Source organism: Streptomyces echinoruber (assembly GCF_014651135.1).
Classification (GTDB): domain Bacteria; phylum Actinomycetota; class Actinomycetes; order Streptomycetales; family Streptomycetaceae; genus Streptomyces; species Streptomyces echinoruber.
In genome coordinates this window covers 115,771-131,374 of the sequence record NZ_BMWH01000006.1, presented here as the reverse complement: position 1 = coordinate 131,374, position 15,604 = coordinate 115,771, and the positions used below count along the sequence as shown (strand labels likewise).

Annotated in this window: 15 protein-coding genes and 1 pseudogene; 7 read left to right on the top strand and 9 right to left on the bottom strand. The window is 73.8% G+C overall.

The window, feature by feature from the left end:
• Positions 1-309 precede the first annotated feature (309 nt).
• Both IE225_RS11010 and IE225_RS11005 read left to right on the top strand, forming a co-directional pair.
• On the top strand, positions 310-1,161 hold the full coding sequence (locus IE225_RS11010; protein ID WP_190057239.1) for a class II glutamine amidotransferase: 852 nt from the start codon (positions 310-312) through the stop codon (positions 1,159-1,161).
• A gap of 131 nt (positions 1,162-1,292) precedes the next feature.
• Complete coding sequence (locus tag IE225_RS11005) at positions 1,293-1,799, top strand: hypothetical protein (protein ID WP_190057238.1); 507 nt, start codon at positions 1,293-1,295, stop codon at positions 1,797-1,799.
• Between the two features lie 342 nt (positions 1,800-2,141).
• On the opposite strand, the gene IE225_RS11000 is transcribed toward IE225_RS11005, so the two are convergent.
• The 4 genes from IE225_RS11000 to IE225_RS10985 form a co-directional block, all read right to left on the bottom strand.
• Entirely contained in the window at positions 2,142-2,507 is a 366-nt protein-coding gene (locus IE225_RS11000) for a cupin domain-containing protein (RefSeq protein ID WP_190057237.1), read from the bottom strand.
• Positions 2,508-2,875: 368 nt separating this feature from the next.
• On the bottom strand, positions 2,876-3,853 hold the full coding sequence (locus IE225_RS10995) for a threo-3-hydroxy-L-aspartate ammonia-lyase (RefSeq protein ID WP_190057236.1): 978 nt from the start codon (positions 3,851-3,853) through the stop codon (positions 2,876-2,878).
• Positions 3,850-4,632, bottom strand: coding sequence for a helix-turn-helix transcriptional regulator (locus IE225_RS10990; RefSeq protein ID WP_190057235.1), 783 nt, complete (start codon positions 4,630-4,632; stop codon positions 3,850-3,852). Before IE225_RS10990 ends, IE225_RS10995 begins: the two co-directional genes overlap by 4 nt.
• Positions 4,633-4,897: 265 nt before the next feature.
• Complete coding sequence (locus IE225_RS10985; RefSeq protein WP_190057234.1) at positions 4,898-5,329, bottom strand: ANTAR domain-containing protein; 432 nt, start codon at positions 5,327-5,329, stop codon at positions 4,898-4,900.
• Between the two features lie 266 nt (positions 5,330-5,595).
• On the opposite strand from IE225_RS10985, the gene IE225_RS10980 reads away from it, so the two are divergent.
• On the top strand, positions 5,596-7,548 hold the full coding sequence (locus IE225_RS10980; RefSeq protein ID WP_190057233.1) for a PAS domain S-box protein: 1,953 nt from the start codon (positions 5,596-5,598) through the stop codon (positions 7,546-7,548).
• 219 nt (positions 7,549-7,767) lie between these two features.
• Here IE225_RS10980 and IE225_RS10975 read toward each other — a convergent pair whose 3' ends face one another.
• Together IE225_RS10975 and IE225_RS10970 are read right to left on the bottom strand one after the other, a co-directional pair.
• A complete protein-coding gene (locus IE225_RS10975) occupies positions 7,768-8,466 on the bottom strand; it encodes a nucleotidyltransferase domain-containing protein (RefSeq protein WP_190057232.1) in 699 nt (232 codons plus the stop codon).
• A gap of 210 nt (positions 8,467-8,676) precedes the next feature.
• Positions 8,677-9,129 carry a flavodoxin family protein gene (locus tag IE225_RS10970; RefSeq protein WP_190057231.1) on the bottom strand — a complete coding sequence of 151 codons (453 nt, stop codon included), beginning with the start codon at positions 9,127-9,129 and terminating at the stop codon, positions 8,677-8,679.
• Positions 9,130-9,320: 191 nt separating this feature from the next.
• Between IE225_RS10970 and IE225_RS10965 the strand changes: the two genes are divergently transcribed.
• Together IE225_RS10965 and IE225_RS10960 are read left to right on the top strand one after the other, a co-directional pair.
• Positions 9,321-9,776, top strand: a complete 456-nt coding sequence (locus IE225_RS10965) for a MarR family winged helix-turn-helix transcriptional regulator (protein ID WP_190057230.1) — start codon at positions 9,321-9,323, stop codon at positions 9,774-9,776.
• Positions 9,777-9,912: 136 nt separating this feature from the next.
• Positions 9,913-10,569 (top strand): peptide deformylase, encoded by a 657-nt coding sequence (locus tag IE225_RS10960; protein ID WP_190057229.1) that lies wholly within the window; start codon positions 9,913-9,915, stop codon positions 10,567-10,569.
• A 220-nt stretch (positions 10,570-10,789) separates the two neighbouring features.
• Here the strand turns inward: IE225_RS10960 and IE225_RS10955 are convergent, their stop codons facing one another.
• Complete coding sequence (locus IE225_RS10955) at positions 10,790-12,220, bottom strand: dihydrolipoyl dehydrogenase family protein (RefSeq protein WP_229879423.1); 1,431 nt, start codon at positions 12,218-12,220, stop codon at positions 10,790-10,792.
• A 189-nt stretch (positions 12,221-12,409) separates the two neighbouring features.
• Between IE225_RS10955 and trxA the strand changes: the two genes are divergently transcribed.
• Positions 12,410-12,826, top strand: coding sequence for a thioredoxin (gene trxA, locus IE225_RS10950; RefSeq protein ID WP_190057227.1), 417 nt, complete (start codon positions 12,410-12,412; stop codon positions 12,824-12,826).
• A 101-nt stretch (positions 12,827-12,927) separates the two neighbouring features.
• On the opposite strand, the gene IE225_RS10945 is transcribed toward trxA, so the two are convergent.
• Together IE225_RS10945 and IE225_RS10940 are read right to left on the bottom strand one after the other, a co-directional pair.
• Positions 12,928-13,974: a LacI family DNA-binding transcriptional regulator gene (locus IE225_RS10945; protein ID WP_190057226.1), complete on the bottom strand. Its 1,047-nt coding sequence runs from the start codon at positions 13,972-13,974 to the stop codon at positions 12,928-12,930.
• Between the two features lie 219 nt (positions 13,975-14,193).
• A pseudogene (locus IE225_RS10940) lies at positions 14,194-14,853 on the bottom strand (TetR/AcrR family transcriptional regulator); the annotation flags it as partial.
• A gap of 131 nt (positions 14,854-14,984) precedes the next feature.
• On the opposite strand from IE225_RS10940, the gene IE225_RS10935 reads away from it, so the two are divergent.
• On the top strand, positions 14,985-15,548 hold the full coding sequence (locus IE225_RS10935; RefSeq protein WP_190057224.1) for an NAD(P)H-dependent oxidoreductase: 564 nt from the start codon (positions 14,985-14,987) through the stop codon (positions 15,546-15,548).
• The last annotated feature ends 56 nt before the right edge of the window (positions 15,549-15,604 follow it).

The following is a 15,604-nucleotide window of genomic DNA, read 5'->3' as shown; positions in this document are numbered from 1 at the left end:
GCGAACGGGTCGTGGGCGGGTCGCGAGCAGGGCGCGACCGGGTGTGTGCCGGGGCCGCACGCCCGCACCGCGCCCGGCATGCCCAGGGGGCCCGCACCAGCCATACTGGTGAGGGCTCGTATGACGAGGCCTCCGGTTCGCCGGTGCCGCATCCGAGTCCGTCCGACCCGGCATCGCGGAATGCCGCGTCCAGCACCCGCTGTGGCGTCGTCGTCGCCTTCGGCCGAGTCCGTCACCAGCCGACGCCCCCGTCGACAACACGGCCCTTGAAATCCTGAAACCTCTTGACACAGGGAATGGGGACTCGAGATGTGCCGCTGGATCGCCTACTCGGGTACACCCGTCGCTCTCAGTCAGATCCTGTTCCAGCCGGAACACTCCTTGATCGACCAGAGCCTGCACTCACGCAAGGGGGTGGAGACGACCAACGGCGACGGCTTCGGCGTCGGCTGGTACACGCAGGACACGGCCACTCCGGCAGTCGTGCGGGACGTCAGCCCGGCCTGGAACAACCGCAATCTGGAGGAGATCGCCCACCACGTCCGCTCAGGTCTGTTCTTCGCGCACATCAGGGCCTCGACCGGGACGGCCGTGCAGCAGACCAACTGCCACCCCTTCCGGAAGGGGCGCTGGATGTGGATGCACAACGGGATGATCAGAGAATTCCACCGACTCCGGCGTGACCTCGCTCTGGCCGTCGAGCCGGCTCTGTACCCCGACATCGAGGGATCCACCGACTCCGAGCTCATGTTCTTCCTCGCCCTCACCTTCGGTCTGACGGAGGATCCGCCCGGTGCCGTGGCACGTATGGCGGGCCTGGTCGAGAAGACGGGCCACGCGCACGACGTCCGGTACCCGCTCCAGATGACCGTCGCGGTGGCCGACGGCGAGCGCACATGGGCCTTCCGGTACTCCAGCGAGGGCCGCTCGCGGTCCCTGTACTTCAGCACCCATGTGGATGCCCTGCGTACGCTCCACCCGGATGCCGCTTTCCTGCGGAGCGTCTCCGACGAGACCCGCCTCGTCGTGTCCGAACCGCTGGGCAGCCTCTCCGGCGCCTGGAACGAGGTGCCGGAGAACAGTTACGGCGTCATCCAGCCGGGCCGGGACGCGCTGCATGATTTCCGGCCCGCCCTCCAGGGCGACTCGTCCCGGAACTGACCGGCACGCGCCGCTCCTCGTCGTCAAAACGGTGTTGCATCGACCGGGTGAACGGCCCCCGTCGACATGCAGCCGCAGGTCAGAAGCCTTTCACTGGAGGAGGACAACGGTCCTTTCCAGAAGGAGGCGGTATGTCAGGACGCTGGACACACGGTCTGGCAGCTGCGCTGCTGACGGCGGCCGTGGCCGCGGTGGCCGTCGGTTGCTCGGACGACAACAACCCCTCGGGCACTGCCAGCAGCGCGGCGTCCGCCGCCCCCTCCCAGATGCCGTCGGCGGCCTCCTCCCTCGCCTCGCAGGCCTCCGAGGCTCTGGCCTCCGCCAGTGCCGAGGTCGGACGGCGGCTCAGCGAGGTCAAGAACGGTGTGGACGCCAAGGACGACGTGAAGCTCGGCAAGGTCACCACCGACAGCGACGGGCACGCCGTGGTCACCGTGACCGCGCGCAACACCGCCGACTCCACGAAGTCCTTCGCCGTACAGATCAGCTACCAGGACAAGAGCGGCAACCTGCTCGACATGGTCGTCACGACGGTCAAGAACGTGGCCGCCGGCAAATCCGCCAACGCCACCGCACGCAGCAACCGCAAGTTGTCCGGCGACGTACGGGCCAAGGTCGGCATCGCCGTTCGGTACTAGGGTCCGCCTCCGCACGATCACCAGGGGAGGTGTGGGGGTGTGGGGGCGTGGTGGGGTGATACGTCGCCATCAACTCGCCGGTCAGGAGCGGAGATCGATCGCTCCGCCGATGTCGCGGGCCGCGGCGGGCGGCCCCGTTTCAGGACCCGGCGGATCACCGACGGGATGGACCACAGGATCCGGATGGGGATCCCCCGGCGGGGCCTGCCGGAACGCCGCTTCGGCCGGCTCAGGGACTTCCGCGGCATCGCCACCAGGTACGGAGAGACCGCCGCTTCGGGGGAAACGGCGGTCACCCTCACGTCGTTCCTGCCTCGGGCAAGATCTGTTCGAGGACGGACCCTAGTCGGACGGCGCCTTGGCGTACTCCTGGGCCATCTGGCCCGCGAAGTCGTAGATCACGGCCTGCTCGTCGCCGACCACCCACGCGTCGTGGCCGGGCGGGCAGACGAAGACGTCGCCGGGGCCGATCTCGGCCTCGCCGCCGTCGTCCATCTTCAGGTGCATCCGTCCCTGGGCCACGTAGCCGTTGTGGTGGATCTGGCAGCTCTCCGTGCCCGCGATCGGGCCGACGCACTCGGACCAGCGCCAACCGGGCTCGAAGGTGCCCACCGCGAAGTCGAGGCCGGTGAGGTGGACGGCCTCGAGGTGGCCGCGGGGGAAGTCCCGCCGCTCGTCGGGCTTGTCGAGGGTCTTCACTTCCAGCATGACGGTTCATCCCTTTCCGGCCGCGCCGTGGGGAGGTGTCGCGGCCGAGGCCGGGTCTCCGTCTCCCGGCGCCGTCTCCCGACGCCGCAGGGCGCATCGGCGGGGGCCTGGCCCCACGCTTTCCATCCTCGACCCGCCCGTGCGGTACCGCCATTCGGGTGACACGCCCGCCGCGGGGCGCTCATCGGGCGCGGGAGGCCGCCGCCCGGCCGCCCGCTCCGGGCCGCCGGGCGGTCCGCTGCCGCCGGCTCTCCGGTCGCCCGCTCCCGGGTCTTCCCGTGTGCCGTCCCGGCGACGCGAAGAACTGGGCGCTCGTGCCGATCAGGCCGGGTCCTCCCGTGTGCCGTCCCGGTCCTCCGCCGCGCCGGTCAGGTTCCCGTCGCACAGAGTCGGGCGAAGCGTTCGGCGTCTATGTTGCCGCCCGAGACGATCACGCCGATGCGGCCGGTGAGGCGGCCCGCGCGGCCCGCGAGCAGTGCGGCCAGCGGGGAGGCGCCGCTGGGCTCGATCACGGTCTTCAGGCGCTCGAAGGCGAACCGCATCGCATCCCGTATCTCGTCGTCCCCGACCAGCGCGATGTCGTCGACGAGCCGCCGGTTGACGGAGAACGTGAGCTCGCCGGGCGTGTCGATGGCCTGGCCGTCGGCGATGGTGCGCGGCACCGGCACGGTGACCCGGTGGCCCGCCTCCAGGGAGCGCTTGGTGTCGTCACCGGCTTCCGGCTCCACGCCGATCACGCGGATGCCGGGCAGGAGGCCCTTCGCGGCCGTGGCGCTGCCAGCGATCAGCCCGCCGCCGCCCACCGGCACCACCAGGGCGTCCAACTCCCCGACCTCCTCGAGGAGTTCCAGCGCCGCGGTGCCCTGCCCGGCGATGACATGCGGGTGTTCGTAGGGCGGGATCAGCGTCAGGCCGCGCTCCTCGGCGAGGGCCTGGGCGATGGCGGCGCGGTCGCCGGTGTAGCGGTCGTAGGTGACGATCTCGGCGCCGTAGCCGGCGGTGGCCTCCCGCTTGGAGCGCGGCGTGTCCTCGGGCATGACGATGACCGCTCGCGTGCCCAGTTCCCGGGCGGCCAGCGCGACGGCCTGGGCGTGGTTGCCGGAGGAGTAGGCGGCGATGCCGCGGGCGAGCTGCTCGGGGCCCAGCCGGGAGGCGGCGTTGTAGGCGCCGCGGAACTTGAAGGCGCCGACGCGCTGGTAGTTCTCGCACTTCAGGTGGACCTCGGCGCCGACCAGGGCGTCGAGGGTGCGGGAGTGCAGCACGGGGGTGCGGTGGGCGACACCCTTGATGCGGTCCGCGGCGTCGCGGACGTCGTCCAGGGTGACCGGCAGCGGGGTGGTGGTCACGGGTGTCCTCCGTCGGGAGTGGTGGAAGGGGCGGGAGCGGTGGAAGGGGAAGCGGTGGGGCCGGTGGCCGGTTCGGGCGGGGCGGCGGCACCCTCGCCGCCGTCCGCCGCCGTGGCGCGCGCCTGCGACAGGTAGTGGTAGGCCGACGCGCGGGAGATGCCCAGGCGGGCCGCGACCTGTTCGACCGAGCGGCGCACCGCGAACACCCCGCGGGCGTCCAGGCCGCGGAACAGCTCCAGACGCTCGGCGCGGTCGAGCTGCGCCCAGTGCTTGTGCCGGCGCAACTGGTCGGTGTCGACGATGGCGTCGATCACCGCGTCGATGTCGTTGCCGAAGGTGGTGACCGGCGGTTCCGCCGTCCCGCTGCCGGGCGCCGCGGCCGAGGCGAGCGCGCCGAGCAGGGCGTGGGCCTGGGTGACGGCGGTGACGTCCAGGTTGAGGCAGAGGGCGCCGAAGACCGCGCCGCCGGAGTCCCGCAGCAGCATCGTGGACGACTTGACCAGGGTGCCGTCCCGGGTGCGGGTGAGGTAGTTCAGGTCGTCGGCCGCCTCGTCTCCGCGGGCCAGCATCCGCATGCCGATCTCGCTCATCGCCCCGCCGGTCCGGCGTCCGGTCACCGACCCGGCGAGGGCGACGACCGACGCCTCCGGCCGGCGGTAGTCGTGCAGGACGGCCTCGCAGACCGGCCCGAACGTGGCAACGATGCCGTCGACGACCGGGGTCAGCGCGGCGAGGATCGCGTCGCGCTCCGCGTCCAGGTTCCGCTCGGGCCCCGCCATACCGCACCCCCGTCGTCCGTACGCCCGGCATGGCGCCCTTCCGGCGCCGCCCTCCACATCTCTGGACTACCCGTCCAGCGCCTGTACAAACAGTCCAATCCACGGATGCAGGCAGGGACGACAACAGGAACAGAGACAGAGAGAAGAGAAAAGAGGGCAGAGGCCCACGCGGAGGGGCTCACGTGGAGGGACTCAGGTGGAGGGACTCAGGTGGAGAGGCTCGCACGGAGGGGCTCACACGGAGCGACGACCGAGAAGCGGCGGCTCAGCACCCGGGCGGCTCCGTGGCCGACCTCCCGGAAACCCGCTCCTCCGTGGTCGACTCCCCCACCGGCTCCCCCGCCGGCCCCGTCGGGGCACTCGAGCACATCCGGTAACGCTCCATGGCCCGCACCAGCTCGGCCTTCAGCGGTTCGGGCATGGTCCCGCCCCGTGCGAAGACCAGAACGTGCTCGGCGACGGTCCGCAGCTTGGTGTTGGTGCGCTGGGAGACGTCCCGCAGCACCCGCCAGGCCTCCTCGGGCGCGACGCGCCCCAGGACGACGACCGCGCCCATGGCCTGGTCGATGACGGCGTGGGAGGTCACCGCCTGCCGGAGCTGCTCGTTCTCCAGCACGAGTCGCTCGTATTCCGCCACGAGGTCCGTGGTGGAGAGCAGGCGCAGCGGGTGCCGCCTGGATATGAAGAAGAACGCCATCGTGTCCCCTGGATGAGCGGCCGACCGGAATGACAGATTCCCCCGTGGCGCGATCGCACACGAACCGGAAATGTGGGGCGCGTCACCACGACCGGGCCGGGTACCCGTGCACTGCCCGCAAAGGAACCGACGTCGCCGCCGGTGAACCGGTACCGGGTGAATCCGGACGCGTTCGGACAGAAAGCGGCATGACGGGACGGATATGTCCCGGATGCGCCGGGATGGCCGGAAAGCGCCGGGCAGGCGCGTCGAAAGTGGGATTGGGCATGGGCACGGGAACCGGGGAACCGGCCGGCGGCAGGGCCGCAGCGGTACTCGAGAAGGGCCGGTGCTCCGGGCGCGGCTCACGCGAAGGGAAGCCCCCGGCCGCCGAGGAGTGGTGCAGCGGGCTGCTGGAGACCGCACCGGACGCCATGGTCATCGTCGACGGCACCGGCACCATCCGGCTGGTCAACGCGCAGACGGAGGCGCTGTTCGGTTACGGGCGCGAGGAACTGCTCGGCCGTCCGGTCGAGCTGCTCGTGCCGCACCGCTTCCGCGCCCACCACGTCCGGCACCGCGACGGCTACGCCGCCCACCGCCAGGTGCGTCCCATGGGCGCCGACCTGGAGCTGCACGGGCTGCGCAAGGACGGCACCGAGTTCCCGGCGGAGATCAGCCTGAGCCCGCTGGAGACGGCCGACGGGCCGCTGGTGTCCGCGGCGGTCCGGGACGTCAGCGAGCGCAGGGCGGCCGAGGCGCACATCAGCGAGCTGGCCTCGCTGGTGGAGTCCTCGCAGGACGCGATCCTCGCCGAGACCCTGGACGGGTACCTCACCTACTGGAACGCCGCCGCCGAGCGGATGTACGGCTACTCCGCCGAGGAGGTCATCGGCCGGCACGTGTCCCTGCTCGCCCCCGCCGGACTGCGCGGCGAGGTCGACACGCTGGTGAAGCGACTGCGGCACGGCGAAAGCGTGCACTCCGAGGCGGTGCGGATCACCAAGGACGGCAGGCTGCTCGACGTCGACGTCTCCCTGTGGCCGACCCGGGACACCCGCGGCCGGGTGGTGGGCGCGTGCGCCATCGCCCGGGACATCACCGACCGCAAACGGGCGGAGGCCGAACTCACCGAGCTGTACGAGCAGCAGCGGCACATCGCGCTGACCCTGCAGCACAGCCTCATGGGCACCCCGCCCGCCCTCCCCGGCCTGGTCACGGCCAGCCGCTACCGGCCCGCCACGCAGGGCGCGGGCGTGGGCGGCGACTGGTTCGATCTGATCCCGCTGGGCGCGGGGCGGATCGGGGTCCTCATCGGCGACGTGATGGGCCGCGGCCTGGAGGCCGCCGCCGTCATGGGCCAACTCCGCTCGGCCGCACACGCGTTGGCCAAGACCGGGATGCAGCCGCGTCGGCTGATGCAGGCCCTGGACTCGGTCGTCGCCGACCTGGCCGTTCCCGACCAGCTGGTGACCTGCTGCTACCTGGTGATCGCGCCGGACGTCGGCACCGTCACCGTCTGCTCGGCGGGTCACCTGCCCACCCTGCTCACCGGGCCCGACGAGGGCACGCACGTCCTGCCGGTCCCGGTGAACGCGCCCCTCGGTGTCGGCGGCGTGCTCTACGAGCAGGCGTGCACGAAGGTGCCGCCCGGCGCCGCGCTCGTGCTGTACACCGACGGCCTGGTCGAGACACCCAGCACCGACATCGAGACCCGGATCACCGAACTCACCGGCGTGCTCGACGGGTTCTTCACCGGCGGCACGGACCTGGAGGCGGCGGCCGACCACGTGCTGGGGCGGCTGCTGCCCGCCCCGGACAGCCACCGCGACGACGTCACCCTCCTGCTGGCCCGGCTGCCGACCGCGCCCCTGGCCGCGCTGACGACCACACTGCCGGCCGTGCCGGCCTCCGTGCGCGAGGGGCGGGCCTTCCTCGGCCGCGTGCTGGCCGCGTGGGGCTGCACCGCAGTCGCCGACGACGCGCTCCTGCTGCTGTCGGAGATCCTCACCAACGCCGTGCGGCACGCCGAGGGGCCGCTCACCCTGCGCCTGTGCCGCACCGTCGCCGGTCTCACCGTCGAGGTCGGCGACCGCAGCACCCACCTGCCCGAACCGCGCCAGGCCGCCGGGGACGAGGAGTCCGGGCGCGGGCTGTTCCTGGTCCGCGCGCTCGCGGAGAGCTGGGGGGTGCGGCCGACGGACGAAGGGAAGACGACCTGGTTCACGCTCCCTCTCTGAGCTCGTCCTGTGAGCTCGTCCTCCGACGTCCCGGGCCGACTGGGCGCAAAAGCGCCCAGGCCCGGTGAACGCGACCCGCGGGCGGCGGCGTATCTCGCGGGCCGGAACGACGACGGGCGCCCTCCCCCGGACGGGAGGACCAGGCCAATGGCGCCCGTCCGCCGACGGAGACCACGCGTGCGCTGCCGCCCCTTTGGCCCGCACCGCCCCGTCGTCCGCTCAGGCGGCCTGCTCCGCGGTGCAGGTGCAGAAGTGGGCGCGCACCCGTCGCAGCCACGCCTCGACGGGTGCCTCGTCGGGCCGGTCCGGCAGTACGGTCGGCGTGTCGTCGAACGCGGCCTCGAAGGCCCGCAGCAGCGGCAGCGCGGCCTGCGAGTCGGCGGCGACGCGGTCGCCGAAGTCGCGGTACTCCTGCGGGTTCTCGACGCGCAGCGTCAGCCGGCCGGTGGCGTACAGCTCCAGGCCCTGGTGGCACAGCCGTTTCAGGTGCCGGGCGTGCTTGGCGGTCCGCCGGCGGGTCCCGGGCGAGGCGTCGGCGCGGTTCTGCAGGCGCCGGAACTGCTGGGTGGCGTAACCGAGGTAGGCGTCCCGGACGCGCTTCGCGGACAGGAACGCGGTACGGATGCCGATGAGTTCGTCCCCGAGCGGGGTGCGCACCTCGTACAGCTCGTCCGGCAGCCAGACCAGTTCCATGGCGGTCGGGTTGCCGCCGAGGGCGAGCCGGCACCACTTGGCGGCCTCGTGCAGGGTGCGGTCGGGGGCCCGCGTCACATGGGACTCCCGGGGCGCGTGCAAACCGTGCAGCCGCACGGTCGGTGCCGCGAACACGCCGAGCCGGTCGACGTCGGAGCCCTCGTGGGCCAGCCCGTACGCGGTCGAGCCGACGATGCCGGACAGCAGGACGTTCGCAACGGTCATGGGGCCGCCTTTCCGGGGATGCGGGCGAGGTACGGGCGTGCCGTGCCGCCCATTGTCGAAGACGACGGCGCCGGGATCACCGGGTTTTCCACCCGCCGGGCCCGGCCGGTCGCCGCCGCTCCACGGCCCCGGACCGACCCATCGCCGCCGCCCCGCGGCCCCGGACCGGCCCATCACCACCGCTCCACGCCCCCGAGCCAACCGGTCGCCTCACTCCATGAGCCCGGCGGCGAGCGTCGCCCCCAGCTCCCAGCACGCCTCGATGCCGGCCCGGTCCGGTTCGCCGGTGACCGTCACCGGCTCCGCCGCGCGGCGCCAGCCCAGACCGGTGGTGATCGAGTCGAGAGCGCGCAGCGCGCCGGTGACGTCGCTGCCGCCGTGCACGTAGGCGCCGAAGGGCCGGCCCCGCGTGGCGTCCAGGCACGGGTAGTAGATCTGGTCGAAGAAGTGCTTCAGGGCGCCGGAGATGTAGCCCAGGTTGGCCGGCGTGCCCAGCAGGTAGGCGTCGGCCTCCAGCACGTCCGAGGCGGTGGCGGCGAGCGCCGCGCGCCGCACCACCCGTACGCCCTCGATCTCCGGTGCCGTCGCGCCGGAGACGACGGCCTCGAACAGCGCCTGGCAGTTCGGCGACGGCGTGTGATGCACGATCAGCAAGGTAGCCACACGCGTACCCTGCCCCGCCCGCGTCCCCGGCCGCAAACCGTCCGGTCGCCCCACCGGACAGCGGCTGCCGGCCCCCTGGGCGGTCCCCGGGCCGACCGGACCCGGGAGTTCACCCGCGACCTGGCGGCCCTGCTCGACGCACCGCTCTTCCACACCACCGAGACGGTCCACACCACCGAGACGGAGCAGTCATGACCGGCACCGATTCCCTCGCACCCCTCCTTAACGGCCGTGTCATCGGCCTCGCCCACTACGCCTCCCGCGCGGTCCTGGAGACCGTCCTGTCCCGCCACGGCCTCGGCTTCCAGGAGTTCGTCACGCTCAGGCCGGTGGCCGTCGCGGACGGCCCGCTCGGCCGCGACCGGCTCACCGACGCCGTCACCGGCGCCCTCAAGATCGACGCGGCGGACGTGCACCGCCTGGTCGGGAACCTGCTCCGCGCGGGCCTCGTGGCGGCGGACGGACCGGAGCGGGTACGCGTCACGGACGCCGGGCGCGAGGTCCACGGCAGGGTCTCCGCCGAGACCGCCGCCGTCTCCGCACGGATCTACGCCGGCATCCCGAGGGACGAACTGGCCGTCGCCGGGCGCGTGTTGGCCCTCGTCACCGAGCGGGCCGAGGCGGAACTGGCCGCCGCCCGCGGGTAGCGGGCGCGCCGCCCCGGACCGCACGCCCACCGGACCGCGCGCCGCCCCGGACCGCGTGCCCACCGGGCGGCAGGTCCGCCGCCCCGCTCGGTGGGCGGCCTCGCCGCGGGGGCCGGGCGGGTGGCATGCTGGCGCGATGGCAGCCGAACGTGATCACGCGTCCCTGGCCGAGCGGGTGGAGGAACTCCTCGCCACCGACGGCCCGTTGCCCATCGTCGCGGCCGGTGACCCCGTCCTGCGGCGCGGCACCGAGCCGTTCGACGGCCAACTGGGGCCCGCGCTGCTGGCGCGGTTCGTCGAGGCGCTGCGCCGCACCATGCACGCGGCGCCCGGCGTGGGTCTCGCGGCCCCGCAGGTCGGGGTGGCGCTGCGGATCGCGGTCATGGAGGACCCGGCGCCCGTGCCGGAGGAGGTCCGCATCGCCCGCGGACGCGTGCCGCTGCCGTTCCGGGTGCTGGTCAACCCCTCCTACGAACCCGTCGGCACCGGCCGGGCGGCGTTCTTCGAGGGCTGCCTGAGCGTGCCGGGCTGGCAGGCGGTGGTCGCCCGGCACGCGGCGGTGCGGCTGCGGGCGCAGGACGAGCACGGGCGGCCGGTCGACGAGGTGGTCACCGGCTGGCCCGCCCGTATCGTCCAGCACGAGACCGACCACCTCGACGGGATCCTCTACCTCGACCGCGCCGAGCTGCGCTCGCTGTCCTCCAACCGGGCGATGGCCGAGCGCTGGACCCAGCCGACGCCGCGGGAGGCCGCGGCGCAGCTCGGCTTCGACCTGCCCGGACGGGACACCTAGGGGCTGTCGTTTGGATCAGGGCGCAGGATGCCGACGGTGCCTGATCGGTGCCGGTGAGCGGGGCCTGGTGCGTGCAGCTGCAAGGCGGAGGAGGGCGTCGACGCGGAGCGTCGGCAACCGACGACAACGCCGCAGATGCGCGTGCCAGGCCCCGCGTCTGCGGCGTGATCCAAACGACAGACCCTAGCCCGCTCCCCGAGGGCCGCTTCGCGGGGCCGGGTCAGGCGTCCCGGTGGGCCTCCAGCAGCCGCAGCCACACCTCGCTGATCGTCGGGTAGGACGGGACCGCGTGCCAGAGGCGGGCGACGGGGATCTGGCCGGCGACGGCGACGGTGGCCGAGTGCAGGAGTTCGCCGACGCCGGGGCCGACGAGGGTGACGCCGCGCAGGGTCCCGGTGTCCAGGTCGACGACCATGCGGGCGCGGCCGCGGTAGCCGTCGGCGTACAGGCCCGCCCCGGCCACCGCGGACAGGTCGACGTCGACCGCGCGGACCCGGTGGCCGGCCCGTTCGGCCCCGGCCAGGGTCAGGCCGACGGCGGCCGCCTCGGGGTCGGTGAAGACGACCTGCGGGACGGCGGCGTGGTCGGCGGTGGCGGCGTGCGCGCCCCACGCGTCGGCGAGCAGCGGCTGCCCGGCGGCGCGGGCGGCGATCGCGGTGCCCGCGATCCGGGCCTGGTACTTGCCCTGGTGCGTGAGCAGGGCGCGGTGGTTGACGTCGCCCACCGCGTACAGCCAGTCGGTGCCCGGCACGCGCAGCGTGTCGTCCGCCTCCAGCCAGGAGCCCGGTTCGAGGCCCACGGTCTCCAGGCCGATGTCGTCGGTGCGCGGGGCGCGCCCGGTGGCGAAGAGGATCTCGTCGGCCTCCAGGCGGTCGCCGGCGTCGGTCACGGCGACGACGGTGCCGTTCTCGCGGGTCACCGACGCCACCGACGTCCCTGTGCGGATCTCGGCCCCGGCCTCGGTGAGCGCCTCGGCGACCAGTTCGCCGGCGAAGGGCTCCATGCGGCCCAGCAGGCTCTTGCCGCGCACCAGGACGGTGACGCGGGAGCCGAGGGCCTGCCAGGCGGTGGCCATCTCGGTGGCGACGACACCGCCGCCGACGACGATCAGCCGGCCCGGCACGGCGTGGGCGCTGGTGGCCTTCCGGCTGGTCCACGGCCGTACGTCGGCCAGGCCCGGCAGGTCGGGCAGCAGGGCCCGGCTGCCGGTGCACACGGCGACCGCGTGCCGCGCGGTGAGCGTCCGCCGGCCGTCCGGGCCGGTCACCGTCACCGTGCGCGGCCCGGCGAGGCGGCCGTGCCCGCGGTGGAGGTCGGCGCCGATGCCGTCCAGCCAGCCGACCTGGCCGTCGTCCTGCCAGTGCGCGGTGTATTCGTCGCGGTGGGCGAGCACCGCCGCCGCGTCCAGCGGGCCCCGCACCGCGGCGCGCAGTCCCGGCACCCGGCGGGCGTCGGCGCGGGCGATCGCCGGGCGCAGCAGCGCCTTGCTGGGCATGCACGCCCAGTACGAGCACTCGCCGCCGACCAGTTCGCTCTCCACGACCGCCGTCGTCAGCCCCGCCGCACGAGTGCGGTCGGCGACGTTCTCCCCCACCGGGCCGGCGCCGAGCACCACGACGTCGTACTCCCGCGCGTCCCTGTCCGTGTCCATGTCCCTGTCCGTCCCCGGGTCCGTCATGGGTTCAGTCTGGGGGGTGGTGTGCACGGGGGCCACACGGGTACGCGCGCGGGACACGGGGAAACCAGAGGAAACCAGGGGCGCAGCGGAGCGGAACAGATCGGCGCCCGGCCGCGTTGAGCCGGGGGACTCGCCCCGACACCAGGAAGCAGGGATCACGTCATGAGCAGCACCGTGGAGCTCACCAAGGAGAACTTCGACCAGACGGTCACGGAGAACGACTTCGTGCTGATCGACTTCTGGGCGTCCTGGTGCGGGCCGTGCCGTCAGTTCGCGCCGGTGTACGAGAAGGCGGCCGAGGAGAACCCGGACCTGGTGTTCGCCAAGGTCGACACCGAGGCCGAGCCGGAGCTGGCCGCCGCCTTCAACATCCAGTCGATCCCCACGCTGATGATCGTCCGCGACCGGGTCGCGGTGTACGCGCAGCCGGGCGCGCTGCCCGAGGCGGCCCTGACGGACCTGATCGGGCAGGCGCGCCGTCTGGACATGGACGAGGTCCGCCGGGAGGTCGCCGCGCAGGAGGCGCAGCAAGCACAGCAGGCGCAGCAGGGTTCGCAGGGGGGTCCGCAGGGCCAGTGAGGCGCGGCGCGTGAGGTGCCCGGTCCGCCCGGCGCGCGGGCGGGCCGGGCGGACCGGGTCGTGTCACGTGGCTGGGCCGGGCCGTGTTATGCCGGGCCGGGTCATGTGGAATCGCGCTGCACCACCGACGCCCCGAGCACCTTGTGCCGCTCGGGTTCGCCGCCCGGGTCGCGCACCGCGCGGTCGACCAGTTCGGCCAGGTCCCGCCCGGAGGGCAGTTCGATGCGGACGGTGCTCAGGCGGGGCCGCAGCAGCCGGCCGAGCAGGAGGTCGTCGGCGCCGATGACGGCCGTGTCGGCGGGGACGGCGACGCCCTCGTCCTGCAGGGCGCGCATGAGGAGCATCGCGTACTCGTCGTTGTACGCGAACGCCGCGTCCAGGCCGAGGTCGCCCCAGCGGGCGGCCAGGCGGGCGGCGGACTCCTCGGTGTAGGCGAGGGGCAGTTCGGTGACCGTGGCGGCGGTGCCGTGCAGGGCGCGCCGCACACCGGCCAGGCGCGGCCGGGAGAAGACGTCCAGGCCGCCCTCCTCCGGGACGACCACGCCGATGCGGCGGCGGCCGCGGGCGTACAGGTGGGCGCCGGCGCAGTGGCCGACGCTTTCGTGGTCCATGAGCAGGGCGTGGGCGCCTTCGACGGCGTCGGGGCCGAGGGTGACCACCGCGCGGGCGCCGGAGCGGCGCAGCAGCGCCACGCCCTCGGGGCCGAGCCCGGTGCCCGGGACCAGGACGGCGACCGGGCGCAGCTCCGCCCAGGCGCGGGCGGCCTCGTCGCCGGCCAGGCCGACGCCGCCGTACTGCACCACCGTGTAGTCGAGGCGGTGCAGGGCCCACTGCAGTTCGTAGATGAACGCGCTGTAGAGCGGGCCGGCGGGAACGGCGGGCGCCGGCATCAGCACCATGCGGCGGTGTCCGGCGCGCAGGCTGCGGGCGGCCGCGTGCGGGACGTACCCGAGTTCCTTGGCGGCCTCGTGGACACGGCGCCGGGTGGGTTCGCTGATGCGGACGGCGGCGGTGTTGTTCAGGACGTAGGAGACGGTCGCGCGCGAGACGCCGGCCAGGCGCGCCACGTCGGCGCTGGTGGGCACGGGTCGCTGCGCGGTGCGGGAGGGCGCGGGGGGTTTCGGTATCTGCACCATGACGTACGGCATCTTGGCAGAGGCCCGCCGCGGGTTTCGGGGCGAGGTCGGTGACCGGGAGTCACCGCTGGTCACGCAGCCGGAGCGGAAGAGCGCGCCCGCGTGGCGGGGTCACCGCCCCGCGCCGTCCCCCGGTTCGCCCGCCGAGTGCCGCGGTTCGCCCACCGGATCATCTCCCGGTTCGCCCGCCGGATCATCTCCCGGTTCGCCCGCCGGATCCCCCGGTTCGCCCGCCGGGTCCCGCGGGCGCGTGACCCGGGCCACCAGGTCCAGCCAGCCCGCCTCCAGGCGTTCCAGCGGCATCCCGCACTGCACGGTCCAGTGGTGGACCACGGCGGGTTCCAGGTAGCCCATGAGGGTCTGGGCGAGGAGCTCGTGGTCGGCGTCGGGGACGGCCTGCCGCAGGAGCATCGCGAGGTGGCCGCGGTGCAGGCGGCGGGCCGGCACGGAGAAGCGGCGCACCGGGGCGGGCTCGGCGGCGAGCTGGAGTTCGAGTTCCTCGGCGGTGCGGCGCAGCGCGGCGAGGCCGAAGGCGCGCAGCCGGGCGACGGGGGGCGCGCCGGGGCCCAGGGGCGGGGGGCCGCTGAGGAAGGCGGCCTGGAACTTCTTCTCGGAGTGGTCCAGCAGGGCCCGCAGCAGGCCGGTGCGGTCGCCGAAGCGACGGAAGACGGTGCCCTTGCCCACGCAGGCGGCCGCGGCGACGGCCTCCATGGTGACGCCCTGCGCGCCGTGCTCGGCGACGAGGCGGGCGGCGGCCTCCAGCAGCCGGGCGCGGTTGCGGGCCGCGTCGGCGCGCAGGCACGGCTCGTCCCCGCCCGCGCCGAGTTGCAGCAACTCGGGCTCTGCCATGGGCTCTTGGGGTGTCGGCAAGGACGGCGGACCAGCGGACATGAAGCCAGCGTAAAGCATCGGGAAGAAACTGGACCACGGTCCGGTTAAGCTGCTACAACATTAAGCGGACCTCGGTCCGGATCGTTACCGCAGTGTTTCACCAGTCTTCGACCACCCCCGGGAGAACCCCCATGTCTGTCCGCATCCTCGCGCTCGTCGGAAGCCTTCGCTCCGGTTCGCACAACCGCCAGCTCGCCGAGGCGGCCGTGAAGCTCGCCCCCGAGGGCACCGAGGTCGAGATCTTCGACGGCCTGGCCGACATCCCCTTCTACAACGAGGACATCGACGTGGAGGGCAGCGTCCCGGCCGCCGCCGCCCGGCTGCGCGAGGCCACGGCCGGCGCGGACGCGCTGATCCTGTTCACCCCCGAGTACAACGGCACCATCCCGGCCGTGCTGAAGAACGCCATCGACTGGCTGTCCCGCCCGTACGGCTCCGGCGCCCTCAGCGGCAAGCCGGTCGCCGTGGTGGGCACCGCCTTCGGCCAGTACGGCGGCGTGTGGGCGCAGGACGAGACCCGCAAGGCCGTGGGCATCGCCGGCGGCAAGGTGCTGGAGGACGTCAAGCTGGCCATCCCCGGCTCCATGACCCGCTTCGCCGAGACCCACCCGGCCGACGACGCCGAGGTCGCCGCGCAGCTGACCGAGGTCGTCGCCCGCCTGGCCGGCGGCGGCACGGAGACCGCCGCCGCCTGATCCGGGCCGCCCGCGCCCGGGCCGCAATACGTGAGGAGGGCCGCAGCCGCACCGAC